The sequence below is a fragment of the Streptomyces sp. DSM 42067 genome, assembly GCF_055792885.1.
On sequence record NZ_CM147706.1, the window covers coordinates 5,296,048 to 5,322,229 of the forward strand.

Below are 26,182 nucleotides of genomic sequence, written 5' to 3' on the forward strand. Positions count from 1 at the left end.
ACAAGGGCGTACTGGAAGAGCCCCCGGCCCAGGACGAGATGGCGGACGCCCTCCTCGTCGTGGACGGCCTGGCCAAGACCTACCCGCTGCCCGGCGGCGGCCGGCTCACGGCCGCGGAGGACGTGTCGTTCCATGTGGCACCCGGTGGATCGGTCGGCATCGTCGGGGAGTCCGGATCGGGCAAGACGACCGTGGCGCGGATGCTCGTCGGCCTGGTGCGGCCCGACTCGGGAACCGTCACCGTCGGCGGCAGCCCGCGGGCCGCGCGGACGCCGCGCAGGCGGGCCGCCCGACTGGCCCGGGCGCGCGAGATCCAGATGGTCTTCCAGGACCCGTACGTCTCGCTCGATCCCAGGCTCACCGCCGGCCAGTGCCTCCGGACCGCACTGCGTCTGCACGGCCGGGACGAGGCACTGGCCGTCGAGTTGCTGGAGCGGGTGGGCCTCGGCGGACGGGAGGCGGAGGCGCGCCCCCGGCAGCTGTCGGGCGGCCAGCGGCAGCGGCTCGCGATCGCCCGCGCCCTCGCCGTCGAGCCCCAAGTGCTCGTCCTGGACGAGGCGGTCGCCGCCCTGGACGTATCGGTGCAGGCCCAGATACTCGAACTGCTCGACGACATCCGCCGGGACACCGGCGTCGCCCTCGTCTTCGTCAGCCACGACCTGGCCGTGGTCCAGCACATCACCGACGAGGTACTGGTCATGCGCCGCGGCCGGGTGGTCGAACAGGGCCCGACCCGCCGTGTCCTCACCGATCCGGCGGACCCGTACACCCGTCTGCTGCTCGCGTCCGTCCCCGGCGACGGCTGGGACCCGGACGACGCGGTCGCGGCACGGGCGGCGCTCGCCTGACATTGCCCACGGCCGGCGGCGTACGCATGGGTGGGGCACGTACATCTGGGCGACGCGGTGGTGACCGCGCAAGGTCTGCGGAAATGGCACGCATTCCCGGCCGGGCGCTGGCCGGGCGCCGGGCGGGCGCCGGCCGGGAAAAGGGCAAAAAGGCAGGAGCCCTGCGCCGGGAGGGCGCGGGGCTCCTTGGGTACTGCTATCCGGTTCCGGATCAGATCCCGAGTGCTCTCGGGACCCCGATTACATCGGGGTGACGTTCTCCGCCTGCGGGCCCTTCGGACCCTGCGTGACGTCGAAGCTCACGGCCTGGTTCTCCTCGAGGGAACGGAACCCGGACGCGTTGATCGCGGAGTAGTGGACGAAGACATCGGGGCCCCCGCCTTCCTGGGCGATGAATCCAAAGCCCTTTTCGGCGTTGAACCACTTAACGGTTCCGGTAGCCATAAGCCCTCCTTGGGCCAAAGGGTTGCCCTGCTCCAGAACCTGCCTTGTTAAACAATGCAAAAGTCTGAATACGACGAGAGCCCGCGGTCACATGCTCCGCAGGCTCTGTACTGCAAGGGAAACCAAACTGCAACTTGCGGCGAGCGTAGCACGCAGGCTGCCGAAATGGATAGTGGGCAAGATCACGTCACCCATATGTTTGAGTGATGCAAATAAGGTTGACGGAGCCCTCGGAAAGTGCCTGGTGTCGCTGGGTGGGGGGACCCAGGTCCTTGCACCGTACCCCATGGGTCTAATCTCGCGATGTGGACAACTCACAGGCGGACTCGCAGGACTCACCCACCGGGCCGGGCTTCAACACCGGCCCTCGTCGCTCCCGGCCCCGTGTCGGCCACATCCAGTTCCTGAACTGCCTGCCCCTCTACTGGGGCCTCGCGCGGACCGGAACGCTCCTCGACTTCGAGCTCACCAAGGACACCCCCGAAAAGCTCAGCGAGCGACTGGTGCAGGGCGATCTCGACATCGGTCCCGTCACCCTCGTGGAATTCCTCAGGAACGCCGACCGGCTCGTCGCCTTCCCCGATATCGCGGTCGGCTGCGACGGCCCCGTCATGTCCTGCGTGATCGTCTCGCAGGTGCCGCTGGAGCAGCTCGACGGCGCCCGCGTCGCGCTCGGCTCGACCTCGCGTACGTCCGTGCGCCTCGCCCAGCTGCTGCTGGCCGAGCGTTTCGGCGTCCAGCCGGACTACTACACGTGCCCGCCCGACCTCGGCGTGATGATGCAGGAGGCCGAGGCCGCCGTACTCATCGGGGACGCCGCGCTGCGCGCCAATCTGCACGACGCTCCGCGCCTGGGCCTGAAGGTGCACGACCTGGGCGCCATGTGGAAGGAGTGGACGGGGCTGCCGTTCGTCTTCGCCGTATGGGCGGCCCGCCGTGACTACCTGGAGCGCGAGCCCGTCATCGTGAGCAAGGTCCACGAGGCGTTCCTCGCCTCCCGCGACCTCTCGCTGGAGGAGGTCACCAAGGTCGCGGAGCAGGCGGCCCGCTGGGAGGCCTTCGACGAGAGCGTGCTGGAGCGCTACTTCACGACGCTCGACTTCCGCCTCGGCGCCGCCCAGCTGAAGGGCGTGTCGGAGTTCGCCCGCCGGGTCGGTCCGACGACGGGCTTCCCCGCGGACGTACGGGTGGAGCTGCTGCAGTCGTAGCACCCTCCCGACATGCTCCCGGTGCGGTGACACCCCGTAGGCTGCTGGGCACTGGAGTGCGACCGGGGGAGGCCATCGCCCCGTCCCTGCTGCGTTCGTCGGCACCTGGCAGGGCGAGGGCTGCGCTCTGGACGGCACGCCCCCAAGCGGCACGTTCCGGGTGACGGTCCGCCAGGCCGAGGCGGGCGAACAGTTCGCCACGGTCCGCCAGACCGATCTGCTCGGCGGCGTCTGCGACGACGTACTCATCCTCAAGAAGGCCACCGAGAAGGAGATCGTCGCGATCAGCCAAGCCAAGAAGACGAACGACTCCCACTGCACCACAGGCGACCACACGGTCTGGCTGCGCCCGGTCGGCGACGACCTCCGCTACGAGTCCGACAACCCGGACGCGGGAGACCCGGAAGCGAGGATGTCACGGCTCACATGACGTTCGGCCGTACTCCCGCCCGACCTCGGTGGACATGCGGCCGTGTCCGGCCTGACGTCGGGTGATCCAGAGCGCTGGCGTAGGCTGGTTCGGTCCGTCCAACCCTTACGAAAGGGACCCCCGGTGACCGAGAAGGCCGACCTCCAGTCCGTGCTCGACCGTGCCGCCGAGGGCGGGCGGATCACCCCGGAGGAGGCGCTCGTCCTCTACCGCGACGCGCCGCTGCACGCCCTGGGCGCTGCCGCCGACGCCGTCCGCCGGCGCCGGTACGCGGGCACCGAGCACATCGCGACGTACATCATCGAGCGCAACATCAACTACACCAACGTGTGCGTCACGGCGTGCAAGTTCTGCGCCTTCTACGCCCCGCCGAAGGACACCGCCAAGGGCTGGACGCGCGACCTCGACGACATCCTGCGGCGCTGCGCCGAGACCGTCGAGCTCGGCGGCACGCAGATCATGTTCCAGGGCGGGCACCACCCGGACTACGGCGTCGAGTACTACGAGAAGCACTTCGCCGCCATCAAGCGGGAGTTCCCGCAGCTGGTCATCCACTCGCTGGGCGCGTCCGAGGTCGAGCACATGGCCCGCATCTCGGGCGTCTCGGTCGAGGAGGCCATCCGCCGTATCCACGCCGCGGGTCTGGACTCCTTCGCGGGCGCCGGCGCCGAGTTGCTTCCCGAGCGGCCCCGCAAGGCGATCGCGCCGCTCAAGGAGTCCGGTGAGCGGTGGCTGGAGATCATGGAGATCGCGCACGGTCTCGGTGTCGAGTCCACGACGACGATGCTGATGGGCACCGGCGAGACCAATGCCGAGCGCATCGAGCACCTGCGGATGATCCGCGACGTACAGGACCGGACGGGCGGCTTCCGGGCCTTCATCCCGTACACCTACCAGCCCGAGAACAACCACCTGAAGGGCCGCACGCAGGCCACCCTCTTCGAGTACCTGCGGATGATCGCGATCGCGCGGCTCTTCCTCGACAACGTCGCCCACATCCAGGGCTCGTGGCTGACCACCGGCAAGGAGATCGGGCAGCTCTCGCTGCACTACGGCGCGGACGACCTCGGCTCGATCATGCTGGAGGAGAACGTGGTCTCGTCGGCCGGCGCCAAGCACCGCTCCAACCGGCTCGAGATCATCGACCTGATCCGCAAGGCCGGACGCGTTCCGGCCCAGCGGACCACCACGTACGAGCACATCGTCGTGCACGACGACCCGGCGAACGACCCGGTCGACGACCGCGTCGCCTCGCACATCTCGTCGACGGCGATCGAGGGCGGCACCGCCCACCCCGAGCTGAAGCTCGTCTCCTCGAACTAGGGCTGCTTCCGGCGATGTTGACCATCCATGTGGCCGAGGCATCGCCGGACCTCGCCGTCGTGGTCGAGGGAAACTCCATCGTGGCTGTCGGGGCGCCCGAGGAACTGACCGCCGCCCGTCCGGGGGCGCGGGTGCGGCGATGGCCCGGGATCCTCATGCCCGGACTCCTCAACCCGTACGGTCCCGAACTGCTCGAGCAGACCTACCACCCGGACCCGCGCGAGGCCGACGAGTTCGGCTCCGAGCCGCTCACCGGGCCTGCCGCGCAGGCCGTGTTCGGCGCGGACGAGGCACGCCGGGGCGCGAGCGCGCGGCGCGGGGTGCAGCGGATGCTGGCCCACGGCACGGTCGCGGTGGCCGGGCAGCTGCGCAATCGCGCCGTGCTCGATGCCGTGCGGCGGGCCGGTCTCGCGACGGCCGGGCGGACCGAGCCGCAGCCGGGGGTGCCTGCACTCGATCCGTGGGCAACGGGCCGGCCGGTCGTGTGGATGCCCGGGCCGGCTGTGGGCGGGCCGGCGCGGTTCGCGGTCTTCGATGTGCGGGACGAGGCGGAGCTCGCCGAGCGGGGCGGCGGGACGTGCGTGGCGACCGTTATCGATGGGCGGCTGGTGTACCGCCGCCGTTAGGTGTCGCGCGGGGGCGCCGGGGCTGGTAGTCCTCCGTGCCACCTCTTGCGGGCATACGTCCTTCCCCTCCCTGCCGCTTTCTCCGTCACCCTCTACTGCCACAATGGGCCCGTGACCCGCGCATCCCTGGACAAGCAGCCGCACGAAGTCGCCTCGATGTTCGACGGCGTGGCGGAACGGTACGACCTGACCAACGACGTGCTGTCCCTGGGCCAGGCACGGCTGTGGCGCAAGGAGGTCGCGAAGGCCGTCGACGCCCGCCCCGCGCAGAAGATCCTGGACCTGGCCGCCGGTACGGCGACGTCCTCGATGCCGTTCGCGCAGACCGGCGCGTACGTGGTGCCGTGCGACTTCTCGCTCGGCATGCTCCAGGTCGGCAAGCGCCGCCACCCCTGGATGCCGTTCACGGCGGGCGACGCCACGAAGCTGCCGTTCCGGGACGACACCTTCGACGCGGTGACCATCTCCTTCGGGCTGCGCAACGTCCAGGACACGGACGCGGCGCTGAGCGAGCTGTACCGCGTGACGAAGCCGGGCGGGCGGGTCGTGATCTGCGAGTTCTCGCACCCGACGTGGTCGCCGTTCCGCACCGTCTACACCGAGTACCTGATGCGGGCCCTGCCGCCCGCCGCCCGCGCCGTGTCGTCCAACCCCGACGCGTACGTCTATCTCGCCGAGTCCATCCGCGCCTGGCCCGACCAGCCGGCCCTCGCGCAGCGGCTGCAGAAGGCGGGCTGGTCGAAGGTCGCGTGGCGCAATCTGACGGGCGGGATCGTGGCGCTGCACCGCGGCGTCAAGTAGTCGCAGGACGGCCGGCGGCCACCCGTAGCCATCAGCTGCAAGGCAGCCGGAATCACGCAGGCCAGAGCGCCTCGAACGGCTCGCCCGGCTGGTCGAGCTCCCGGTACAGCCCGCCCGTGGGCGGTCCTGGACGGCGCGGCTCGCGCACCCCCGCACCGCCGCCGCCCTCACCCTCGCCGAGGTCGAACCAGACGGTGACGACGGCGCCGCGGGGCACCTCGACGCCCGGCAGCGGGTACTGCCGCACCACGTAGTCGACGACGGTCAGATGGAAGTCGGGCCGGTCCGGAGCCGCCAGCAGCACACCGCCTGCCTCGGCTCTCTCGCGTGCGTCCACGGCCATCAGGCCGACCAGTCGCGGTACGCGCACTTCGGGTGTCTTGGGTGTAAGGCGCACGGACGTCACCCCCAGCGGTACCGGAAGGGTAGACCCCAAACCGGGCATCCCGGAACAGCCGGGGGTAACCGTCAACGTGATTCGTTCGCGCCCGCCGTCAGAGCTCCAGCCGGAAGCAGTGCCCCTGCCGCTTCGACATGGGCGTCGTGAACGTCTCGGCGAGCTCCATGCCGAGCCGCCGCGTCACCGCGATGGAGCGTTCGTTGCGCGCGTCGACCATCGCCACGACGCTGCGTACGCCCGCCGCCCGCACCCGTTCCAGCGCCGCCTGCGCGGCCGCCGTCGCGTACCCCCTGCCCCAGTACGCCCGGCCCAGCCGCCAGCCGATCTCGATCTCGCCCTTCGGTCCCCACTCGTGCGGCCACGGCTGGGCGCCCGTGAAGCCGATCACCTCGCCGGGAAAGCTCTGCTCGTCGAGCATGCTCCAGAAGCAGAAGCCGTGCTGCGCGTCGTGCTTGCGCTGTCGGGCCGTCAACTCCTCGTACACCGACAGCTCGGCGGATTTCCCGCCGTGGAACTCCATCACATCCGGGTCGTCGAAGATCCGGTGCCAGGCGAAGGCGTCCTCGTCGGTCGGGACGCGCAGGTGTACGACGGGGAGACCTTGGTTCACGGGCGGCCCTTCGGCTGGGTGATCAGTGCTGCTGAATAGACTGCCCGTATCCGGTGCCAACCAGCACGCAGATTTCGAGTCTTGGGGAGATCCCGCTGTGACCGAGCCCGTCACCGAACACACCGCTGATGTGATCGTCGTCGGGGCCGGGCCAGCCGGTTCCACCACCGCGTACTACCTGGCGAAGGCCGGGCTCGACGTCCTCCTGCTGGAGAAGACCTCGTTCCCGCGCGAAAAGGTGTGCGGCGACGGGCTGACGCCCCGCGCCACCAAGCAGCTCGTGTCGATGGGCATCGACATCTCCGAAGAGGCGGGCTGGCTGCGCAACAAGGGTCTGCGCATCATCGGCGGCGGTGTCCGGCTGCAGCTGGACTGGCCGGATCTCGCCTCGTACCCGGACTACGGGCTCGTACGCAAGCGGGACGACTTCGACGAGCAGCTGGCGCGGCAGGCGCAGAAGGCGGGCGCGCGGCTGTACGAGCAGTGCAACGTCGGCGCGCCGATCGTGGACGACCGCACCGGCCACATCACCGGAGTGCACGCCAAGCTCGGCGACTCCGGGGAGAAGCGGGACGTCACCTTCCACGCACCGCTCGTCGTCGCGGCGGACGGTAACTCCACTCGGCTGTCCCTGGCCATGGGCCTGCACCGCCGCGAGGACCGCCCGATGGGCGTCGCGGTGCGGACGTACTTCACCTCGCCGCGCCACGACGACGACTACCTCGAGTCCTGGCTGGAGCTGTGGGACCGGCGCGGTCCGGGCGAGGACCGGTTGCTGCCCGGCTACGGCTGGATCTTCGGCATGGGCGACGGCACGTCGAACGTCGGCCTCGGCGTCCTCAACACCTCCGCCTCCTTCAAGGAGCTGGACTGGCGCGAGGTGCTCAAGGCCTGGTGCGCGTCGATGCCCGAGGAGTGGGGCTACGTACCGGAGAACATGACAGGACCGATCCGCGGCGCCGCCCTCCCGATGGCCTTCAACCGCCAGCCGCACTACACCAAGGGCCTGCTGCTCGTCGGCGACGCGGGGGGCCTGGTGAACCCGTTCAACGGCGAGGGCATCGCGTACGCCATGGAGTCCGGCCAGATCGCCGCCGACGTCATCGTCCAGGCACACGCCCGCGCGACCCCGGCCCAGCGCGAGCTGGCTCTGCACAACTACCCGAAGATCCTCAAGGAGACCTACGGCGGCTACTACACGCTGGGCCGCGCCTTCGTGAAGCTCATCGGCAACCCGAAGGTCATGAAGATCGCGGCGCAGCGCGGTCTGACCCACCCGCTGCTGATGAAGTTCACGCTGAAGCTGCTCGCCAACCTGACGGACCCGACGGGCGGCGACGCGATGGACCGGATCATCAACGGGCTGAGCAAGGTGGCGCCGAAGGCGTGACGGTTCGAGGATGATGCTCCGCGGTCGGCTGCTTCACTGTGTGAAGGTCCTCCGCAACCAGGCGATTTCCACCAAAGACCCCTCGATACGCAGAGCCTTGAGCCCCGGCCGCCACTGGCAGCCGGGGCTCAACGCTATCTGCTACGGCATGTGGCTGTGCGTCAGAGAACGCGGACCGCACCGCTCGCCGGGTATCCGGACAGGTCCTGGATGACGACGCCCTTGGACGGGTTGGCGGCGTCCAGGTACTGGCCGTTACCGATGTAGACACCGGTGTGGTACGCGGATCCGGCGCCGCCCCAGTACAGGATGTCGCCGACCTGGAGGTTCGAGAGCGAGACCGGGGTGCCGGCCGTCGACTGGTCCTGGGAGACACGCGGCAGGTCCACGCCGACCTGCTTGAACGCGGCCTGGACCAGGCTGGAGCAGTCCCAGGCGTTGGGGCCGGTGGCGCCCATGACGTACGCGTCGCCGACCTGCGCCTTGAGGAAGCTGATGACGGTGGCGACGCTGCCGCTCGCGGGGGCGGCGACGTCGGATGTGGCGGCGGCAAGGGTGGTGCGTGCGGAGGTCCGCGAGGCGCGCTCCTCGGCGGCCTTGCGCTCGGCCTCGGCCTCGGCCTTCTTCTTGGCCTCCGCCTTGCGCTTGGCCTCGGCGAGGTCCTTCTTGGCCTGCTTTGCGGCCTTCGCGGCGGCCGCGTCCTGCTCCGCCTGCAGCTCGTACTGGGCTGCTGCCTGCTGGGTGGCGTCCGCGGACTGGGCGATCTGCGCGGACAGGCCGGTGGTGAGCGTAGGCAGCTCGATGGTCTCGGTCACGGGCTCGGCCGCGGTCGCCGGCCCGGCCGCACCGGCCACTGCCAGGGTGCTGAGGACGCCACCGGCAACGCCGGCGCGCAGGGCGAGCTTCGACGCTCCGCGGCGGGGCTTCCGGTGGCTGGGTATGTGAGCGGTGTGGGACATGTGTAAAAGCGCTATCAGGGACTCCCCGTTACCTTCAAGAAACGTGTGGTGCGCCACAGTTGCTCATTTCGGACACCGAATCCCGGGTGTGTCGCTCTTTATTGACGCCGTAACGGACATTGCGGGCGGGGTCGATCAGGCCTGTGATCATGGGCTTTCGGTATTACGTCCGAATTGCCCGTCGCCTACCACTCGTTGGGGCGGTTGGCCAAGCCCGGCTTCTCGGCCCGGTCCGTTCGTGTGGCACAGGTCACGGAACGGCCATCGTCGTAAGGGCGTCCGGCTCGTGAACGGATGCACGCGTTCGATGTCCGCCCGCCGCCGCTCCGCCCGCGCGGGGTCGCGCTTCAATATCAGCCGGAGGGCGTCCAGCACCAATTTGCTGTGGAGTCCCCTCGCTTGATAGTGAGCCCCCACCTCCACCTGCGGAAACGAGACAACTTGTGACCTCTGGTGATCACTCAGGCGCTTCGCGTGTGAAGATCACTGCTCATCCGACTTCATGATCCTTCGACAGGTGGTGGAGATCACAAAGTCCGTGACCTACCCCGTGTCGCAGATCACAGACCCGCAGGCATAGGATGCGTGGCAGTTGGGCTTGTGACCTGCTTCACATGTACACGATCTCCGCGGGTCCTTACGGGACTTGTGGGTCACTCGGGGTTCGAGGAGTCCGTGTGGCCGATGGGACTCGTGTGACTAAGAGGAGCAGGGAGCCTGCCCGGCGCCGCCGAAACAGTCAGTGCCGACTGAGAGGAGCGACGAGCGGTGAACGCCTATGCGCCCATCCTCGTACTGGGAGCCCTCGGGGCAGGCTTTGCGATCTTCTCCGTGGTGATGGCCACGCTTGTCGGTCCAAAGCGCTACAACCGGGCCAAGCTCGAGGCCTACGAGTGCGGTATCGAGCCGACGCCGACACCGGCGGGCGGCGGACGATTCCCGATCAAGTACTACCTGACGGCGATGCTCTTCATCATTTTCGACATCGAGATCGTCTTTCTGTACCCCTGGGCCGTCACCTTCGACGCCCTGGGTGTTTTCGGGCTCGTGGAGATGCTGCTCTTCGTGCTCACCGTCTTCGTCGCCTACGCATACGTGTGGCGGCGCGGCGGCCTGGAATGGGACTGACACGCGCAAGGGACAAAGGGGTCTGAGGGGCCACTAATGGGACTCGAAGAGAAACTGCCGAGCGGTTTTCTGCTGACCACCGTCGAACAGGCCGCGGGCTGGGTGCGCAAGTCGTCCGTCTTCCCGGCCACCTTCGGCCTGGCCTGCTGCGCCATCGAGATGATGACGACCGGCGCGGGGCGCTACGACCTGGCCCGCTTCGGAATGGAGGTCTTCCGCGGCTCGCCGCGCCAGGCCGACCTGATGATCGTGGCCGGCCGTGTGAGCCAGAAGATGGCGCCGGTGCTGCGGCAGGTCTACGACCAGATGCCGAACCCCAAGTGGGTCATCTCCATGGGCGTCTGCGCTTCGTCGGGCGGCATGTTCAACAACTACGCGATCGTGCAGGGCGTCGACCACGTCGTCCCCGTCGACATCTACCTGCCCGGCTGCCCGCCGCGGCCCGAGATGCTGATGGACGCGATCCTCAAGCTCCATCAGAAGATCCAGACCTCCAAGCTCGGCGTGAACGCCGAGGAGGCGGCGCAGGAGGCCGAGGAGGCGGCGCTCAAGGCGCTCCCCATCATCGAGATGAAGGGGCTGCTGCGATGAGCGAGCACAACGGCGTGAACCCCGAGCAGGACCTCAACGCCTCGAATCTCCCTGGTCAGCGAGGCGACCAGGGCGAGGAGATCCGCGTCCAGCGCGGCATGTTCGGCGCGAACAACGGCGGCGACACCACCGGGTACGGCGGGCTCGTCCGGTCCGTACGGCTGCCCGGCCCGGCCGTGCGGCCGTACGGCGGCCCACGCGGCGGAGGCGCATATGGATACTTCGACGAGGTGGCCGACGAGCTCGAGGGCGCCCTGGAGGAGCAGGGACTTCTCCCCGAGAACGCCATCGAGAAGACCGTCGTCGACCGCGACGAGATCACCTTCCACATCGCGCGCGAGTACCTGCTCCGCGTCGCCCAGACCCTGCGCGACGACCCGGCGCTCCGCTTCGAGCTCTGCACCGGCGTCTCCGGGGTGCACTACCTCGGCGACAAGGGCCGCGAGCTGCATGCCGTGTACCACCTGCGGTCGATCACTCACAACCGGCTGATCCGTTTGGAGGTCAGCGCCCCCGACGCCGATCCGCACGTCCCCTCGCTGGTCTCCGTCTATCCGACGAACGACTGGCACGAGCGCGAGACGTACGACTTCTTCGGGCTGGTCTTCGACGGCCACCCGGCGCTGACGCGGATCATGATGCCGGACGACTGGCAGGGCTTCCCGCAGCGCAAGGACTACCCGCTCGGCGGCATCCCCGTCGAGTACAAGGGCGCCCAGATCCCGGCTCCGGACCAGCGGAGGTCGTACTCATGAGCGCCCACCCGTCACCCGACCACCACCCCTCATCGACTCCCTTCGGGAGGCACCCATTGGATGGCGCTTCAGCCCGTGAGACCACCGAGGGCACCGTATATACGGTCACCGGCGGCGACTGGGACGAGGTCGTCCAGACCGCGGCCAAGGCCGACGACGAGCGCCTCATCGTCAACATGGGTCCGCAGCACCCGTCCACCCACGGGGTGCTCCGCCTCATCCTGGAGATCGAGGGCGAGACGGTCACCGAGGCCCGCTGCGGCATCGGTTATCTGCACACGGGCATCGAGAAGAACCTCGAGTACCGCACGTGGACGCAGGGCACCACGTTCGTGACGCGCATGGACTATCTGACGCCGTTCTTCAACGAGACGGCGTACTGCCTCGCGGTCGAGAAGCTCCTCGGCATCGAGGACGACATCCCCGACCGGGCGACGATCATCCGGGTGCTCCTGATGGAGCTGAACCGGTTGTCCTCGCACCTGGTGTGCATCGCCACCGGCGGCATGGAACTCGGCGCCACCACGATCATGATCTATGGCTTCCGTGATCGTGAACTCATTCTCGACATCTACGAGCTGATCACCGGCCTGCGGATGAACCACGCGTACATCCGGCCCGGCGGACTCGCCCAGGACCTGCCGCCCGGCGCGGTCGACCAGATCCGCGAGTTCGTGAAGAAGATGAACAAGAACCTTCCCGAGTACGACAAGCTCGCCACCGGGAACCCCATCTTCAAGGGCCGCATGCAGGACATCGGCTACCTCGACCTCGCCGGCTGTATGGCGCTCGGCGCGACAGGACCGATCCTGCGCTCGGCGGGCCTCCCGCACGACCTGCGCAAGGCCCAGCCGTACTGCGGCTACGAGACGTACGACTTCGACATCCCGACCGCCGACACCTGCGACGCCTACGGCCGCTTCCTCATCCGGCTCGAGGAGATGCGCCAGTCGCTGCGGATCGTCGAGCAGTGCCTGGACCGCCTGGAGCCCGGTCCGGTCATGGTCGCCGACAAGAAGATCGCCTGGCCCGCGCAGCTCGCGCTCGGCCCGGACGGTCTCGGCAACTCGCTCGACCACATCAAGAAGATCATGGGCACCTCCATGGAGGCCCTGATCCACCACTTCAAGCTGGTGACCGAGGGATTCCGGGTCCCGCCGGGCCAGACGTACGCGGCCGTCGAGTCGCCCAAGGGCGAACTCGGGGTGCACGTCGTGTCCGACGGAGGCACCCGCCCCTACCGGGTCCACTTCCGCGATCCGTCGTTCACCAACCTGCAGTCCATGGCGGCGATGTGCGAGGGCGGCATGGTCGCCGACGTCATCGTCGCCGTCGCGTCCATCGACCCCGTGATGGGAGGCGTCGACCGGTGACCACCACCCCTTCCGAACAGGGCGTCAGCCTGGGCATGCCGCAGCTGCCCGCGCCCGACTACCCGGACGACGTCCGAGCCCGGCTCGAGGCGGACGCGCGCGAGATCATCGGCCGCTACCCGGACTCCCGCTCCGCGCTGCTCCCGCTGCTGCACCTGGTGCAGTCCGAGGAGGGGTACGTCACGCGCACCGGGATGCGGTTCTGCGCGGACATGCTCGGCCTGACCACGGCCGAGGTCACCGCGGTCGCCACCTTCTACACCATGTACCGGCGCAAGCCGAGCGGTGACTACCAGGTGGGCGTCTGCACCAACACCCTGTGCGCGGTCATGGGCGGCGACGCCATCTTCTCCGCCCTCCAGGAGCACCTGGGCGTCGGCAACGGCGAGACCACCGGCGACGGCAAGGTCACCCTGGAGCACATCGAGTGCAACGCGGCCTGCGACTTCGCGCCGGTCGTGATGGTCAACTGGGAGTTCTTCGACAACCAGACCGTCGAGAGCGCCAGGCGGCTGGTCGACGATCTGCGCGCGGGTGCCGAGGTCCGGCCGACTCGCGGCGCGCCTCTGTGCACGTACAAGGAGACCGCCCGCATCCTCGCCGGATTCCCCGACCCCCGGCCCGGCGCCGTCGACGCGAGCGGCAGCGCGGGCCCGGCCTCCCTGATCGGACTCCGCCTCGCCAAGGGCGAACAGCCCGAGCCGCGCATCGTGCACCCGCGCGGCGAGGAGATCAGGGGCGCGGCACCCCAGGACGAGCCGCCCGCCGAACACCGCAGCTCGCATGACGCGCCGCAGAAGACATCGGCATCCGACCCCGCGCACCCCGCGGGCCCGGTCACCGAGGAGGGGGAGTGATGACCGTGTCCACCGAATTCGGGGGGACCTCCCGGCCCGAGGCGGGCGGGGAGTCGAGCCCGGAGAAGCTGCTCGCTCCCGTGCTGTCGGCGTTCTGGGACGAGGACAGGTCCTGGACGCTGGAGGGCTACCGGCGGCACGAGGGATACGAGGGCCTGCGCAAGGCGCTCGCCATGTCGCCGGACGACGTCATCGCGTACGTCAAGGAGGCGGGCCTGCGCGGCCGCGGCGGCGCGGGCTTCCCCACGGGCATGAAGTGGCAGTTCATCCCGCAGGGCGACGGCAAGCCTCACTATCTTGTTGTCAACGCCGACGAGTCGGAGCCCGGGACGTGCAAGGACATCCCGCTCCTCTTCGCGAACCCGCATGCCCTGATCGAAGGGATCGTGATCGCGTGTCACGCGATCAGGTCGGAGCACGCCTTCATCTATCTGCGCGGCGAGGTCGTCCCCGTGCTCAGGCGGCTGCACGAGGCCGTCCGCGAAGCGTATGCGGCGGGCTACCTCGGCAAGAACGTGCTGGGCAGCGGACTCAACCTGGAACTCACCGTGCACGCGGGCGCGGGCGCGTACATCTGCGGTGAGGAGACCGCGCTGCTCGACTCGCTCGAAGGCCGCCGCGGCCAGCCGCGACTGCGTCCCCCCTTCCCTGCTGTCGCCGGCCTCTATGCGTGCCCCACTGTCGTCAACAACGTGGAGTCGATCGCGTCGGTTCCCGCGATCCTGCACAAGGGCAAGGAGTGGTTCAGGTCGATGGGCAGCGAGAAGTCCCCGGGCTTCACGCTCTACTCGCTCAGCGGCCATGTCGCCAACCCCGGCCAGTACGAGGCCCCGCTCGGCATCACGCTGCGTCAGCTGCTCGAGATGAGCGGCGGGATGAGGCCGGGACACCGGCTGAAGTTCTGGACCCCGGGCGGCTCCTCGACCCCGATGCTCACCGAGGAGCACCTGGACGTCCCACTCGACTACGAGGGCGTGGGCGCCGCCGGCTCCATGCTCGGCACGAAGGCGCTGCAGTGCTTCGACGAGACGACCTGCGTCGTACGGGCCGTCACCCGCTGGACCGAGTTCTACGCCCACGAGTCCTGCGGCAAGTGCACGCCCTGCCGTGAAGGGACGTACTGGCTGGTGCAGTTGCTGCGCGACATCGAGGCAGGCAAGGGCGCGATGAGCGACCTCGACAAGCTCGCGGACATCGCCGACAACATCAACGGCAAGTCCTTCTGCGCCCTCGGCGACGGCGCCGCCTCGCCGATCTTCTCCTCGCTCAAGTACTTCCGCGAGGAGTACGCGCAGCACATCACGGGCGGGGGCTGCCCCTTCGACCCGGCCAAGTCCACGGCTTGGGCCGATCACCGTACGGAGGTGAACGCATGACCATCGCCACAAGCGCTCCCTCCGGGGGCGGCGAGGCCGCGGTGCCGCGCGAGGACCTCGTATCGCTGACGATCGACGGCATCGAGATCAGCGTGCCCAAGGGCACCCTGGTCATCCGGGCCGCCGAGATGCTCGGCATCGAGATCCCGCGGTTCTGCGACCACCCGCTGCTCGATCCGGCCGGTGCCTGCCGACAGTGCATCGTCGAGGTCGAGGGCCAGCGCAAGCCCATGGCGTCCTGCACCATCACCTGCACGGACGGCATGGTCGTGAAGACCCAGCTCACCTCGCCGGTCGCCGAGAAGGCGCAGCGCGGTGTGATGGAGCTGCTGCTCATCAACCACCCGCTGGACTGCCCGGTCTGCGACAAGGGCGGCGAGTGCCCGCTGCAGAACCAGGCGATGTCGGTCGGCGACCCGGACACCCGTTTCGAGGGCAAGAAGCGGACGTTCGCCAAGCCCGTGCCGATCTCCACGCAGGTGCTGCTCGACCGCGAGCGGTGCGTGCTGTGCGCGCGCTGCACCCGCTTCTCCAACCAGGTCGCCGGCGACCCGATGATCGAGCTGCTTGAGCGGGGAGCACTGCAGCAGGTCGGTACGGGAGAGGGCGACCCCTTCGAGTCGTACTTCTCCGGGAACACCATCCAGATCTGCCCGGTGGGCGCGCTCACTTCGGCGGCGTACCGCTTCCGCGCCCGGCCCTTCGACCTCGTGTCCAGCCCGACCGTGTGCGAGCACTGCTCCGGCGGCTGCGCGACGCGTACCGACCACCGGCGCGGCAAGGTCATGCGGCGGCTCGCCGCCAACGACCCCGAGGTCAACGAGGAGTGGATCTGCGACAAGGGCCGGTTCGCGTTCCGGTACGCGCAGCAGCGAGACCGGATCGAACACCCCCTCGTCCGGAACGCCGAGAGCGGTGAGCTGGAGCCCGCAAGCTGGCCCGAGGCCCTGGAAGCGGCGGCCCGCGGGCTGACCGGGGCGCGCGGCAGGACCGGCGTGCTGACCGGCGGCCGGCTGACCGTCGAGGACGCCTACGCCTACAGCAAGTTCGCGCGCGTGGCGCTCGACACCAACGACATCGACTTCCGCGCGCGCGTGCACAGCGGCGAGGAGGCCGACTTCCTGGCCTCGCGGGTCGCCGGTCGCGGCAGGGACCTCGACGGGACGGGCGTGACGTACTCCGGGCTGGAGAAGGCCCCCGCCGTGCTGCTCGCCGGAATCGAGGCGGAGGAGGAGGCTCCCGGCGTCTTCCTGCGGCTGCGCAAGGCGTGGCGGAAGCACGGACAGCGCACCTTCGCCCTCGCCTCGTACGCCACGCGCGGCCTGGACAAGGCCGGCGGCACGCTGCTGCCCGCGGCGCCGGGCACCGAGACCGAATGGCTGGACGCGCTCGCGAGCGGGGTCGGTCTGGAAGGCGACGGGGCGAAGGCCTCCGAGGCGCTGCGCGCGGAGGGTTCCGTCATCGTCGTCGGCGAGCGGCTCGCCGCCGTGGAGGGCGGGCTGACCGCCGCCGTACGGGCGGCGACGGCGACCGGCGCACGGCTGGTGTGGATCCCGCGCAGGGCCGGTGAGCGCGGCGCGATCGAGGCGGGTGCGCTGCCGTCGCTGCTGCCGGGCGGGCGTCCGGCGACCGACCCGCGCGCGCGGGATGAGGTCGCGGCCGCCTGGGGGCTCGCGGAGCTTCCGCACCGCTACGGACGCGATACCGGGCAGATCGTCGAGGCGGCCGCAACGGGCGAGCTCGGTGCGCTGCTCGTCGCGGGCGTCGAGGTCGCCGATCTTCCCGATCCGGCACGCGCGCGTGAAGCACTTCACGAGGTGGGCTTCCTCATCTCGCTGGAGCAGCGCCCGAGCGAGGTCACGGAGCGGGCCGACGTCGTGCTGCCGGTGGCCGCGGTCGCCGAGAAGGCGGGCACCTTCCTCAACTGGGAAGGCAGGGCGAGGCCCTTCGAGGCCGCGCTCAAGCCGGACCACATGACGCGCCGCCTGGCACCCACCGACGCACGCGTGCTGCAGATGCTGGCGGACGCGATGGACGTCCACCTGGGTCTGCCCGATCTGCGCGCGGCACGTGTCGAGCTGGACCGGCTCGGCACCTGGGACGGGCCGCGGGCGACGGAGCCCCTCGAGACGGCGGTGCCCCTGCCGAGGCCGGGTGCCGGAGAGGCCGTACTCGCAGGGCATCGGCTGCTGCTCGACCTGGGCCGTCTCCAGGAGGGCGACGAGGCGCTCGCCGGAACCCGGCACGCGGCCGTGGCCCGGCTCTCCGCCGCCACCGCGGCCGAGGCGGGCGTCAAGGAGGGCGACGTCCTGGCCGTCACGGGCGACGCGGGCACCACGGAACTCCCGCTGCAGATCACGGAGATGCCCGACCGCGTGGTGTGGCTCCCGCTGAACTCCAGCGGGACAGGCGTCGCCTCGGACACGGGGGCGCGGCCCGGCGAACTCGTCCGTATCGGCCCGGCGGTGGAGCCGAAGGCCTCTTCTGTCACGGAGGTGACGTCATGACGCCGCAGGCAGTGGCGCCAGGGGCGCTGACGCCGCTGGCGGCGGAGGACCTGTCGATGTTCGGCACCGACCCCTGGTGGCTGGTCGCGATCAAGGCGGTCTTCTGCTTCGCCTTCCTGATGGTGACGGTGCTCTTCTCCATCGTGTGGGAGCGCAAGGTCGTCGCCTGGATGCAGCTGCGCATCGGCCCCAACCGGCACGGCCCCTGGGGCATGCTCCAGTCGCTCGCCGACGGCATCAAGCTGATGCTCAAGGAAGACGTGATCGTCAAGCGCGCGGACAAGGCCGTCTACATCCTTGCCCCGATCGTCGCGGCGATCCCGGCCTTCATGGCGATCGCCGTGATCCCCTTCGGGCCTGCGGGCAACGAGATCTCGGTCTTCGGCCACCGCACCGCGATGCAGCTCACCGACCTGCCGATCGCGATGCTCTACATCCTCGCGGTCGCCTCCGTCGGCATCTACGGAATCGTGCTGGCGGGCTGGAGCTCCGGATCCACGTATCCGCTGCTCGGGGGCCTGCGCTCCTGCGCGCAGATGATCTCGTACGAGATCGCGATGGGCGCCGCCTTCGCCTCGGTGTTCCTGTACTCCGGGTCGATGTCGACCTCGGCGATCGTCGAGTCGCAGCAGGACCGCTGGTACATCCTGCTGCTGCCGGTGTCGTTCCTCGTCTACATCGTCACGATGGTCGGCGAGACCAACCGGGCGCCGTTCGACATGCCGGAGTCCGAGGGCGACCTGGTGGGCGGATTCAACACCGAGTACTCGTCGATCAAGTTCGCGATGTTCATGCTCGCCGAGTACGTGAACATGGTGACGGTCTCGGCGGTGTCGGTGACGCTCTTCCTCGGCGGCTGGCGGGCCCCCTGGCCGGTCTCCACCTTCTGGGAGGGCGCGAACCACGGTTGGTGGCCGATGCTCTGGTTCGTCGTCAAGGTCCAGCTGCTGCTGTTCTTCTTCATCTGGCTGCGCGGCACCCTGCCCCGCGTCCGCTACGACCAGCTGATGAAGCTCGGCTGGAAGGTGCTCATCCCCGTCTCGGTGGTCTGGCTGATGCTCGTGGCGACCGTCCGGGCGCTGCGGAACGCGAACTACGCCGTCAGCGACATCGCGCTCTACGTCGGCGCAGGCGTCCTCGCCGTCCTGCTGCTGTCCTTCGTCGTCGACATGTTCCGCGCCAGGCAGCCCGCCGAGGAGGCACGCGAGAAGCCCGCGGCCTTCGACCCGATGGCGGGCGGATTCCCCGTGCCGCCGCTGCCGGGGCAGACGCTTCCGCCGGTGCCGAGGCGGCGCCCGCGACGGGAGCGGGAGCTCATTGTCAGTGGCGGCCCGGATACTCCAAGTGACGGACCTACGGATGGAAAGGAGGCGTCCGATGGCTGAGGAGCCCAAGGAGCCCGGGAAGTCCGGCGAGACCGACCAGGGGTTCCAGAACCCGGTGGCCGGCTTCGGCGTGACCTTCAAGGCCATGTTCAAGAAGCGGCTCACCGAGCAGTACCCGGAGCAGAAGAAGACCACCGCTCCTCGCTTCCACGGACGGCACCAGCTCAACCGCCATCCGGATGGCCTGGAGAAGTGCATCGGCTGCGAGCTCTGCGCGTGGGCCTGTCCCGCGGACGCCATCTACGTGGAGGGCGCGGACAACACGGACGAGGAGCGCTACTCGCCCGGCGAGCGGTACGGCCGCGTCTACCAGATCAACTACGCCCGCTGCATCTTCTGCGGTCTGTGCATCGAGGCGTGCCCCACACGCGCGTTGACGATGACCAACGAGTTCGAGCTGGCCGACTCGAGCCGCGAGAACCTCATCTACACCAAGGAACAGCTGCTCGCCGGCCTCCAGGAGGACATGGTCGACACGCCGCACGCGATCTACCCCGGAATGGACGAGCAGGACTACTACCGGGGCCTCGTGACGGAAGCGGCGCCGGGGACGGTCCAGCAGGTCGCGGTCTCCAAAGGGGAACTGCATCAATCAGCAGGCCCTTCGGGCGCGGCCCAAGAGGCATCCTCGGACTTCGGCCCTGACGAGCCCGCCTCGAAGAAGGTGATCGGCCGATGACACAGCTCGCCGCCTACACCACCTCGACCGGCGAGGCCTTCCAGTTCTGGGTGCTCGGGACGGTCGCCGTGATCGGCGCCCTGTGCACCGTGCTCATGAAGAAGGCCGTGCACAGCGCGCTGTGCCTGGCCGGAACCATGATCGTCCTGGCGGTCTTCTATCTCGCCAACGGTGCGTACTTCCTGGGCATCGTGCAGATCGTCGTCTACACCGGCGCGATCATGATGCTGTTCCTCTTCGTGGTCATGCTCGTCGGCGTCACCGCGGCGGACTCGCTGAGGGAGACCATCAAGGGCCAGCGCTGGCTGGCCGCCCTGTGCGGGCTCGGCTTCGCGGTGCTGCTCGTCGGCGGCATCGGCAACGCCTCGCTGAAGGAGTTCAACGGCCTCGGACAGGCCAACTCCGCCGGCAACGTCCAGGGCCTCGCGGAGCTCCTCTTCACCAAGTACGTCTTCGCCTTCGAGCTCACCGGCGCGCTGCTGATCACCGCCGCGGTCGGCGCGATGGTGCTCACGCACCGCGAGCGCACCGAGCGAGCCAAGACCCAGCGCGAGCTGTCCGAGCAGCGTGTGCGCGAGGGCAAGCACCTGCCGCCGCTGCCCGCCCCCGGCGTCTACGCCCGGCACAACGCGGTCGACATCGCGGGCCTGCTCCCGGACGGCACCCCGTCCGAGCTCACCGTCAACAAGACGCTGCGCTCCCGGGGCCAGATCCGCGACGTCTCCAAGGACGCACTGAACGATCTGAAGGCGCTCGAGCAGCGCGCGGAGGACCGCCTTGAACGGCCGCGGCCCGAGGAGGCCTCGAAGTGAACCCGGTCAACTACGTCTATCTCGCCGCCCTGTTGTTCGCGATCGGCGCCACCGGCGTGCTCATCAGGCGGAACGCGATCGTCGTGTTCATGTGCATCGAGCTCATGCTCAACGCCTGCAACCTCGCGCTCGTCGCCTTCTCCCGGATGCACGGCAATCTCGACGGCCAGATCATCGCCTTCTTCACGATGGTCGTCGCCGCCGCGGAGGTCGTGGTCGGGCTGGCGATCATCGTGTTGCTGTTCCGTTCCCGCCACTCGGCCTCGGTCGACGACGCCAGCCTGATGAAGCTGTAAGGGGTCGCTGAACGTGGAGAATCTGATTGCGCTGCTGGTAGCGGCGCCACTGCTCGGAGCGGCCGTCCTGCTGTGCGGCGGGCGCCGACTGGACCGTACGGGCCACTGGATCGGCACGGTGCTGGCGGCCGTCTCCTTCGTCATCGGTGCCGTGCTCTTCGCCGACATGCTGGGCAAGGGTGCCGAGGAGCGGACGCTCACCCAGCACCTGTTCAGCTGGATCCCGGTCGAGGGCTTCCAGGCGGATGTCGCCTTCCAGCTCGACCAGCTGTCGATGACGTTCGTCCTGCTGATCACCGGCGTCGGCTCGCTCATCCACCTGTACTCGATCGGGTACATGGAGCACGACGAGCGGCGCCGCCGCTTCTTCGGCTATCTGAACCTGTTCCTCGCGGCGATGCTGCTGCTGGTCCTCGCCGACAACTATCTCCTGCTGTACGTGGGCTGGGAGGGCGTAGGCCTCGCCTCGTACCTGCTGATCGGCTTCTGGCAGCACAAGCCCAGCGCCGCCACCGCCGCGAAGAAGGCCTTCCTGGTCAACCGCGTCGGCGACATGGGTCTGTCCATCGCGATCATGCTGATGTTCCTGTGGTTCGGCACCTTCGCCTTCGGGCCGGTGCTCGGCACGCACGAGGACCCCGGGCTCGCCGGCGCCGCCGGGGAGGGCGAGCTGACCGCGATCGCCCTGATGCTGCTGCTCGCCGCGTGCGGCAAGTCCGCGCAGGTGCCGCTGCAGTCCTGGCTCGGGGACGCGATGGAGGGCCCGACTCCGGTCTCGGCCCTGATCCACGCGGCCACCATGGTGACGGCGGGCGTGTATCTGATCACCCGGTCCGGCGCCATCTTCAACGGCGCTCCCGACGCCCAGCTGGCGGTCGTGGTGGTCGGCGCGGTCACGCTCCTCTTCGGTGCCATCGTCGGTTGCGCGAAGGACGACATCAAGAAGGCGCTGGCCGGCTCGACGATGTCGCAGATCGGGTACATGGTCCTGGCCGCCGGCCTCGGTCCCATCGGTTACGCGTTCGCGATCATGCACCTGGTGACGCACGGCTTCTTCAAGGCCGGGCTGTTCCTCGGTGCCGGCTCGGTCATGCACGGCATGAACGACGAGGTGGACATGAGGAAGTACGGCGGCCTACGGAAGTACATGCCGGTCACCTTCGTGACCTTCGGCCTCGGCTACCTCGCGATCATCGGTCTCCCGCCGTTCTCGGGCTTCTGGTCCAAGGACAAGATCATCGAGGCGGCCTTCGCTCAGCAGAGCGATCTGCGATCCTGGATCTTCGGTGGAGTCGCACTGCTGGGCGCGGGCATCACCGCGTACTACATGACGCGCGTGATGATCCTGACCTTCTTCGGGGAGAAGCGCTGGCAGCCGGCCCCCGACCCGGACACGGCGCCGAGCGTCGAGCCCGGCATCGAGGTGCACCCCGGCGAGATGCCGCATCCGCACGAGGCTCCGAAGTCCATGACGATCCCCATGATCGTGCTGGCCCTCGGGTCGGTCTTCGCGGGCGCGGTGTTCGGCATCGGCGAGCGGTTCGTGCACTGGCTGGAGCCGGTGACCTCCTTCGACCACCCGCACCCGGTGGTCGGCGTGCCGGTCATCACAACGGCCACGATCGTGGTGCTGCTGCTCGGCGTCGGCCTCGCCTACCTCCAGTACGGGCGCCGTCCGGTCCCCGTCGTCGCCCCGCGCGGCTCGCTCCTCACCCGGGCAGCCCGGCGCGATCTCCTCCAGGACGACTTCAACCACATCGTGCTGGTCCGCGGCGGCGAACACCTCACGCGCTCCCTGGTGTACGTCGACCACACGCTGGTCGACGGGGTCGTCAACGGCACGGCGGCCTCGGTCGGCGGGCTGTCCGGGCGGCTGCGCAAGCTGCAGAACGGCTACGCACGCTCGTATGCGGTCTCGATGTTCGGCGGTGCGGCAGTCCTGATCGCCGCGACCCTGCTGATGAGGGGAGTGTGACCACGATGTCGCAAGTAGTGAACGCGGGGTTCCCGCTCCTGACGGCGACGGCTGCGCTCCCGGCAGTCGGTGCGATCGCCACGGCCGCCGTTCCGGCCGCCCGGCGGACCGCAGCCAAGTGGCTGGCGCTGCTGGTCTCGCTGGCCACGCTCGTGCTGGCCGCGATCGTGGCCGTACGGTTCGAGCCCGGCGGCGACCGCTATCAGCTCGCCGAATCGCACGCCTGGATCGAGGACTTCGGCGTGCGGTACGAACTGGGGGTCGACGGCATCGCGGTGGCGCTCATCGCGCTGACCGCCGTACTGATCCCGGTCATCATCCTGGCGGGGTGGCACGACGCCGATCCCCTGGAGACCAAGTCGAAGAGGTGGCGGCCGACACAGGGCTTCTTCGCCCTGATCCTCGCCGTGGAAGCGATGGTGATCCTCTCCTTCGAGGCCACCGACATCTTCCTCTTCTACATCTTCTTCGAAGCCATGCTCATCCCGATGTACTTCCTCATCGGCGGCTTCGGGGACAGGGCTCATGCAGGGGGCGACGAGGCCGCGGCTACCCAACGCTCGTATGCCGCGGTGAAGTTCCTCCTCTACAACCTGGTCGGCGGCCTGATCATGCTGGCCGCGGTGATCGGCCTCTACGTGGTGGCGGGGAACTTCTCGCTTCAGGAGATCGCCGCGGCCCGGGCCAGCGGCCAGCTCGACATGGCGACCAACACCGAACGCCTGCTGTTCCTGGGCTTCTTCTTCGCCTTCGCGGTGAAGGCGCCCCTGTGGCCGCTCCACACCTGGCTGCCGAACGCCATGGGCGAGGCCACCGCCCCGGTCGCCGTCCTCATCACAGCGGTCGTCGACAAGGTCGGCACCTTCGCGATGCTCCGCTTCTGCCTCCAGCTCTTCCCGGAGGCCAGCAAGTGGGCGACACCGGTGATTCTGGTACTGGCCGTGATCAGCATCGTGTACGGCGCCCTGCTGGCCGTCGGCCAGCGAGACATCAAGCGCCTGGTGGCCTATGCGTCGATCTCCCACTTCGGCTTCATCATCATGGGCATCTTCGCGATGACGAGCCAGGGCCAGTCCGGCGCGACGCTCTACATGGTCAACCACGGGATCTCGACCGCCGCACTCATGCTGGTGGCCGGCTTCCTGATCTCGCGGCGCGGCTCGCGGCTCATCGCCGACTACGGAGGCGTGCAGAAGGTCGCCCCGGTGCTGGCCGGCACCTTCCTGATCGGCGGCCTGGCAACCCTGTCCCTGCCGGGCCTTGCCCCCTTCGTCAGTGAGTTCCTGGTGCTGGTGGGCACATTCACCCGCTACCCGGTGATCGGCATCATCGCCACCTTCGGCATCGTGCTCGCCGCGCTCTACACCCTCGTCCTCTACCAGCGGACGATGACGGGCCCGGTGAAGCCGGAGGTCTCGGCGATGCCGGATCTGCGGGTGCGCGAACTCGTGGTGGTCGCCCCGCTGATCGCACTGCTGATCTTCCTCGGCGTCTACCCGAAGCCGGTCACCGACATCGTCAACCCTGCGGTCGGGCACACCCTGTCCGACGTACAGCAGCAGGACCCCAAGCCCGAGGTGGAGGCGGCCAAGTGAGCGCATCAGCCGTCCACAGCCTGTGGACAACCGCAGCGACAGCGCCTTTGCAAGACCAGATCACCAAGATCGACGCGCCGAAGTTCGAGTACGGGCAGATGTCGCCCACCCTGATCGTCCTGGGCGCGGCGATCATCGGGGTGCTCGTCGAGGCCTTCGTGCCCCGCAAGTCGCGCTACTACGTGCAGGTCTTCCTGTCCGTCGTGGCGCTCGCCGCCGCCTTCGCTGCGATCGTCGCGCTGGCGGCCGGTGGATACGGCACCACGAAGGCGAGGATCTCGGCGATGGGCGCGATCGCCGTCGACGGGCCGTCGCTGTTCCTGCAGGGCACCATTCTGCTGGCGGGTCTGGTCGCGGTGTTCACCTTCGCCGAGCGCAGGCTTGACCCTGCGGCAGGCGCCAACCGCGTCGACTCGTTCGCCGCACAGGCCGCGGCCGTGCCGGGCAGCGACGGCGAAAAGGCCGCGGTGAAGGCGGGATTCACCACCACCGAGGTGTTCCCGCTGGTCCTGTTCGCGATCGGCGGCATGCTGATCTTCCCGTCGGCGAACGACCTGCTGACCCTGTTCATCGCCCTGGAAGTCTTCTCGCTGCCGCTCTACCTCCTCTGCGCCCTGGCCCGCCGCAAGCGGCTCGTGTCGCAGGAAGCAGCCGTCAAGTACTTCCTGCTGGGCGCCTTCGCCTCCGCGTTCACGCTGTTCGGCATCGCCCTCCTCTACGGCTACGCGGGCTCCGTGTCGTACGCGACGATCGCGCAGGTCGTCGACGGCAGCATCCAGAACGTCAGCCCGGCCCTCGCAGACACCATGGGCAACGACACGCTGCTGCTGATCGGCGCCGCCCTGCTGGTGATGGGGCTGCTGTTCAAGGTGGGCGCGGTGCCGTTCCACATGTGGACCCCGGACGTGTACCAGGGAGCGCCGACGCCGGTCACGGGCTTCATGGCGGCCGCGACGAAGGTGGCCGCGTTCGGCGCGCTGCTGCGGGTGCTGTACGTGGTCCTGCCGGGTCTGCGCTGGGACTGGCGGCCGGTGATGTGGGGCGTCGCGATCGTCACGATGCTGGGCGGCGCGATCGTCGCGATCACCCAGACCGATATGAAGCGGCTCCTGGCGTACTCGTCGATCGCGCACGCGGGCTTCATCCTCGCGGGTGTCATCGCCATGACCCCGGACGGCGTCTCGTCCGTGCTGTTCTATCTGGCCGCGTACTCGTTCGTGACGATCGGCGCGTTCGCGGTCGTGACGCTGGTGCGGGACGCGGGAGGCGAGGCCACGCACCTGTCCAAGTGGGCGGGGCTCGGACGACGCTCGCCGCTGGTCGCAGCCGTGTTCGCGGTGTTCCTGCTGGCGTTCGCGGGCATTCCGCTGACGTCTGGCTTCGCCGGGAAGTTCGCCGTGTTCAAGGCGGCGGCGGAGGGCGGGGCGGCACCGTTGGTCGTGATCGGTGTGATCTCGTCGGCCGTCGCGGCGTTCTTCTACATCCGCGTGATCGTCCTGATGTTCTTCAGCGAGCCGAAGCCGGAGGGGCCGACGGTCGCCGTCCCTTCGCCGCTGACGATGACGGCGATCGGGCTCGGTGTGGCGGTCACGCTGGTGCTCGGTGTGGCGCCGCAGTACTTCCTGGATCTGGCGGGGCAGGCGGGGGTGTTTGTGCGCTGAGGTTGGGTGATCTTGAACGCCGGGCGGGCTGAGTCACTCAGCCCGCCCGGCGTTTGAGGACGAGCCCGAAGGGCGATTCGGGGGTCTGGGGGCGGAGCCCCCAGCTTCGGGAAGGGGCGGGACTGGGGAAAGGCCCCGCAGGGCGCCCCACGC

General features: G+C 69.0%; 25 protein-coding genes. 21 read left to right on the top strand and 4 right to left on the bottom strand.

Features of this window, described 5'->3' with window-relative positions; genetic code table 11:
- Positions 1-38 precede the first annotated feature (38 nt).
- Positions 39-848, top strand: a complete 810-nt coding sequence (locus ACSMXV_RS24315; RefSeq protein WP_473179054.1) for an ABC transporter ATP-binding protein — start codon at positions 39-41, stop codon at positions 846-848.
- A 240-nt stretch (positions 849-1,088) separates the two neighbouring features.
- Here ACSMXV_RS24315 and ACSMXV_RS24320 read toward each other — a convergent pair whose 3' ends face one another.
- The gene (locus tag ACSMXV_RS24320) at positions 1,089-1,292 is read right to left on the bottom strand and encodes a cold-shock protein (protein WP_067282429.1); all 204 of its coding nucleotides are present in this window, start codon (positions 1,290-1,292) and stop codon (positions 1,089-1,091) included.
- A gap of 395 nt (positions 1,293-1,687) precedes the next feature.
- On the opposite strand from ACSMXV_RS24320, the gene ACSMXV_RS24325 reads away from it, so the two are divergent.
- From ACSMXV_RS24325 to ACSMXV_RS24345, 5 genes are all read left to right on the top strand, one after another.
- Positions 1,688-2,500: a menaquinone biosynthetic enzyme MqnA/MqnD family protein gene (locus ACSMXV_RS24325; RefSeq protein WP_473179055.1), complete on the top strand. Its 813-nt coding sequence runs from the start codon at positions 1,688-1,690 to the stop codon at positions 2,498-2,500.
- Positions 2,501-2,660: 160 nt separating this feature from the next.
- A complete protein-coding gene (locus tag ACSMXV_RS24330) occupies positions 2,661-2,930 on the top strand; it encodes a hypothetical protein (protein ID WP_473173403.1) in 270 nt (89 codons plus the stop codon).
- A gap of 123 nt (positions 2,931-3,053) precedes the next feature.
- The gene (gene mqnC / locus ACSMXV_RS24335; RefSeq protein WP_473173404.1) at positions 3,054-4,253 is read left to right on the top strand and encodes a cyclic dehypoxanthinyl futalosine synthase; all 1,200 of its coding nucleotides are present in this window, start codon (positions 3,054-3,056) and stop codon (positions 4,251-4,253) included.
- Between the two features lie 14 nt (positions 4,254-4,267).
- Positions 4,268-4,879, top strand: a complete 612-nt coding sequence (locus ACSMXV_RS24340; protein ID WP_473173405.1) for a hypothetical protein — start codon at positions 4,268-4,270, stop codon at positions 4,877-4,879.
- A gap of 111 nt (positions 4,880-4,990) precedes the next feature.
- Complete coding sequence (locus tag ACSMXV_RS24345) at positions 4,991-5,680, top strand: demethylmenaquinone methyltransferase (protein WP_473173406.1); 690 nt, start codon at positions 4,991-4,993, stop codon at positions 5,678-5,680.
- 52 nt (positions 5,681-5,732) lie between these two features.
- On the opposite strand, the gene ACSMXV_RS24350 is transcribed toward ACSMXV_RS24345, so the two are convergent.
- Complete coding sequence (locus tag ACSMXV_RS24350) at positions 5,733-6,077, bottom strand: PASTA domain-containing protein (RefSeq protein ID WP_473173407.1); 345 nt, start codon at positions 6,075-6,077, stop codon at positions 5,733-5,735.
- Between the two features lie 97 nt (positions 6,078-6,174).
- Positions 6,175-6,690 (bottom strand): GNAT family N-acetyltransferase, encoded by a 516-nt coding sequence (locus ACSMXV_RS24355; protein ID WP_473173408.1) that lies wholly within the window; start codon positions 6,688-6,690, stop codon positions 6,175-6,177.
- A 97-nt stretch (positions 6,691-6,787) separates the two neighbouring features.
- Here ACSMXV_RS24355 and ACSMXV_RS24360 point away from each other — a divergent pair, with 97 nt between their 5' ends.
- The gene (locus tag ACSMXV_RS24360) at positions 6,788-8,080 is read left to right on the top strand and encodes a geranylgeranyl reductase family protein (RefSeq protein WP_473173409.1); all 1,293 of its coding nucleotides are present in this window, start codon (positions 6,788-6,790) and stop codon (positions 8,078-8,080) included.
- A 161-nt stretch (positions 8,081-8,241) separates the two neighbouring features.
- On the opposite strand, the gene ACSMXV_RS24365 is transcribed toward ACSMXV_RS24360, so the two are convergent.
- On the bottom strand, positions 8,242-9,039 hold the full coding sequence (locus tag ACSMXV_RS24365; protein ID WP_473173410.1) for a C40 family peptidase: 798 nt from the start codon (positions 9,037-9,039) through the stop codon (positions 8,242-8,244).
- Between the two features lie 768 nt (positions 9,040-9,807).
- On the opposite strand from ACSMXV_RS24365, the gene ACSMXV_RS24370 reads away from it, so the two are divergent.
- Genes ACSMXV_RS24370 through nuoN form a run of 14 tightly spaced genes read left to right on the top strand, consistent with a single transcriptional unit; the run spans position 9,808 to position 26,029 of the window.
- Positions 9,808-10,167, top strand: coding sequence for an NADH-quinone oxidoreductase subunit A (locus ACSMXV_RS24370; RefSeq protein ID WP_181659006.1), 360 nt, complete (start codon positions 9,808-9,810; stop codon positions 10,165-10,167).
- Positions 10,168-10,203: 36 nt separating this feature from the next.
- Positions 10,204-10,758 (top strand): NuoB/complex I 20 kDa subunit family protein, encoded by a 555-nt coding sequence (locus ACSMXV_RS24375; RefSeq protein WP_181659007.1) that lies wholly within the window; start codon positions 10,204-10,206, stop codon positions 10,756-10,758.
- Positions 10,755-11,513, top strand: a complete 759-nt coding sequence (locus tag ACSMXV_RS24380; RefSeq protein ID WP_473173411.1) for an NADH-quinone oxidoreductase subunit C — start codon at positions 10,755-10,757, stop codon at positions 11,511-11,513. Before ACSMXV_RS24375 ends, ACSMXV_RS24380 begins: the two co-directional genes overlap by 4 nt.
- The gene (locus tag ACSMXV_RS24385; protein WP_246460136.1) at positions 11,510-12,886 is read left to right on the top strand and encodes an NADH-quinone oxidoreductase subunit D; all 1,377 of its coding nucleotides are present in this window, start codon (positions 11,510-11,512) and stop codon (positions 12,884-12,886) included. Before ACSMXV_RS24380 ends, ACSMXV_RS24385 begins: the two co-directional genes overlap by 4 nt.
- A complete protein-coding gene (gene nuoE, locus ACSMXV_RS24390; RefSeq protein WP_181659010.1) occupies positions 12,883-13,743 on the top strand; it encodes an NADH-quinone oxidoreductase subunit NuoE in 861 nt (286 codons plus the stop codon). Before ACSMXV_RS24385 ends, nuoE begins: the two co-directional genes overlap by 4 nt.
- The gene (nuoF, locus tag ACSMXV_RS24395; RefSeq protein WP_181659011.1) at positions 13,743-15,119 is read left to right on the top strand and encodes an NADH-quinone oxidoreductase subunit NuoF; all 1,377 of its coding nucleotides are present in this window, start codon (positions 13,743-13,745) and stop codon (positions 15,117-15,119) included. Before nuoE ends, nuoF begins: the two co-directional genes overlap by 1 nt.
- Entirely contained in the window at positions 15,116-17,626 is a 2,511-nt protein-coding gene (locus tag ACSMXV_RS24400; RefSeq protein ID WP_473173412.1) for an NADH-quinone oxidoreductase subunit G, read from the top strand. The genes nuoF and ACSMXV_RS24400 overlap by 4 nt, the downstream gene beginning before the upstream one ends.
- Positions 17,627-17,652: 26 nt before the next feature.
- Complete coding sequence (gene nuoH / locus ACSMXV_RS24405; RefSeq protein ID WP_473179056.1) at positions 17,653-19,011, top strand: NADH-quinone oxidoreductase subunit NuoH; 1,359 nt, start codon at positions 17,653-17,655, stop codon at positions 19,009-19,011.
- Positions 19,004-19,690, top strand: coding sequence for an NADH-quinone oxidoreductase subunit NuoI (gene nuoI, locus ACSMXV_RS24410; RefSeq protein ID WP_473173413.1), 687 nt, complete (start codon positions 19,004-19,006; stop codon positions 19,688-19,690). The genes nuoH and nuoI overlap by 8 nt, the downstream gene beginning before the upstream one ends.
- Positions 19,687-20,502: an NADH-quinone oxidoreductase subunit J gene (locus tag ACSMXV_RS24415; RefSeq protein WP_181866174.1), complete on the top strand. Its 816-nt coding sequence runs from the start codon at positions 19,687-19,689 to the stop codon at positions 20,500-20,502. Before nuoI ends, ACSMXV_RS24415 begins: the two co-directional genes overlap by 4 nt.
- On the top strand, positions 20,499-20,798 hold the full coding sequence (gene nuoK / locus ACSMXV_RS24420; RefSeq protein WP_181866175.1) for an NADH-quinone oxidoreductase subunit NuoK: 300 nt from the start codon (positions 20,499-20,501) through the stop codon (positions 20,796-20,798). Before ACSMXV_RS24415 ends, nuoK begins: the two co-directional genes overlap by 4 nt.
- A gap of 13 nt (positions 20,799-20,811) precedes the next feature.
- Entirely contained in the window at positions 20,812-22,773 is a 1,962-nt protein-coding gene (gene nuoL / locus ACSMXV_RS24425; RefSeq protein ID WP_473173414.1) for an NADH-quinone oxidoreductase subunit L, read from the top strand.
- A gap of 5 nt (positions 22,774-22,778) precedes the next feature.
- Positions 22,779-24,368, top strand: a complete 1,590-nt coding sequence (locus ACSMXV_RS24430; RefSeq protein ID WP_473173415.1) for an NADH-quinone oxidoreductase subunit M — start codon at positions 22,779-22,781, stop codon at positions 24,366-24,368.
- Positions 24,365-26,029 carry an NADH-quinone oxidoreductase subunit NuoN gene (nuoN, locus tag ACSMXV_RS24435; protein WP_473173416.1) on the top strand — a complete coding sequence of 555 codons (1,665 nt, stop codon included), beginning with the start codon at positions 24,365-24,367 and terminating at the stop codon, positions 26,027-26,029. Before ACSMXV_RS24430 ends, nuoN begins: the two co-directional genes overlap by 4 nt.
- Positions 26,030-26,182 lie beyond the last annotated feature (153 nt).

Bases quoted from the DNA above. Each gene is read 5' to 3' on its own strand.
- ACSMXV_RS24320 (WP_067282429.1), bottom strand. From the start codon at position 1,292: ATGGCTACCGGAACCGTTAAGTGGTTCAACGCCGAAAAGGGCTTTGGA.
- ACSMXV_RS24400 (WP_473173412.1), top strand. From the start codon at position 15,116: ATGACCATCGCCACAAGCGCTCCCTCCGGGGGCGGCGAGGCCGCGGTG.
- ACSMXV_RS24380 (WP_473173411.1), top strand. From the start codon at position 10,755: ATGAGCGAGCACAACGGCGTGAACCCCGAGCAGGACCTCAACGCCTCG.
- ACSMXV_RS24375 (WP_181659007.1), top strand. From the start codon at position 10,204: ATGGGACTCGAAGAGAAACTGCCGAGCGGTTTTCTGCTGACCACCGTC.
- ACSMXV_RS24340 (WP_473173405.1), top strand. From the start codon at position 4,268: ATGTTGACCATCCATGTGGCCGAGGCATCGCCGGACCTCGCCGTCGTG.
- ACSMXV_RS24415 (WP_181866174.1), top strand. From the start codon at position 19,687: ATGACACAGCTCGCCGCCTACACCACCTCGACCGGCGAGGCCTTCCAG.
- nuoI (WP_473173413.1), top strand. From the start codon at position 19,004: ATGGCTGAGGAGCCCAAGGAGCCCGGGAAGTCCGGCGAGACCGACCAG.
- ACSMXV_RS24315 (WP_473179054.1), top strand. From the start codon at position 39: ATGGCGGACGCCCTCCTCGTCGTGGACGGCCTGGCCAAGACCTACCCG.
- ACSMXV_RS24365 (WP_473173410.1), bottom strand. From the start codon at position 9,039: ATGTCCCACACCGCTCACATACCCAGCCACCGGAAGCCCCGCCGCGGA.
- ACSMXV_RS24430 (WP_473173415.1), top strand. From the start codon at position 22,779: ATGTCGCAAGTAGTGAACGCGGGGTTCCCGCTCCTGACGGCGACGGCT.
- nuoF (WP_181659011.1), top strand. From the start codon at position 13,743: ATGACCGTGTCCACCGAATTCGGGGGGACCTCCCGGCCCGAGGCGGGC.
- ACSMXV_RS24385 (WP_246460136.1), top strand. From the start codon at position 11,510: ATGAGCGCCCACCCGTCACCCGACCACCACCCCTCATCGACTCCCTTC.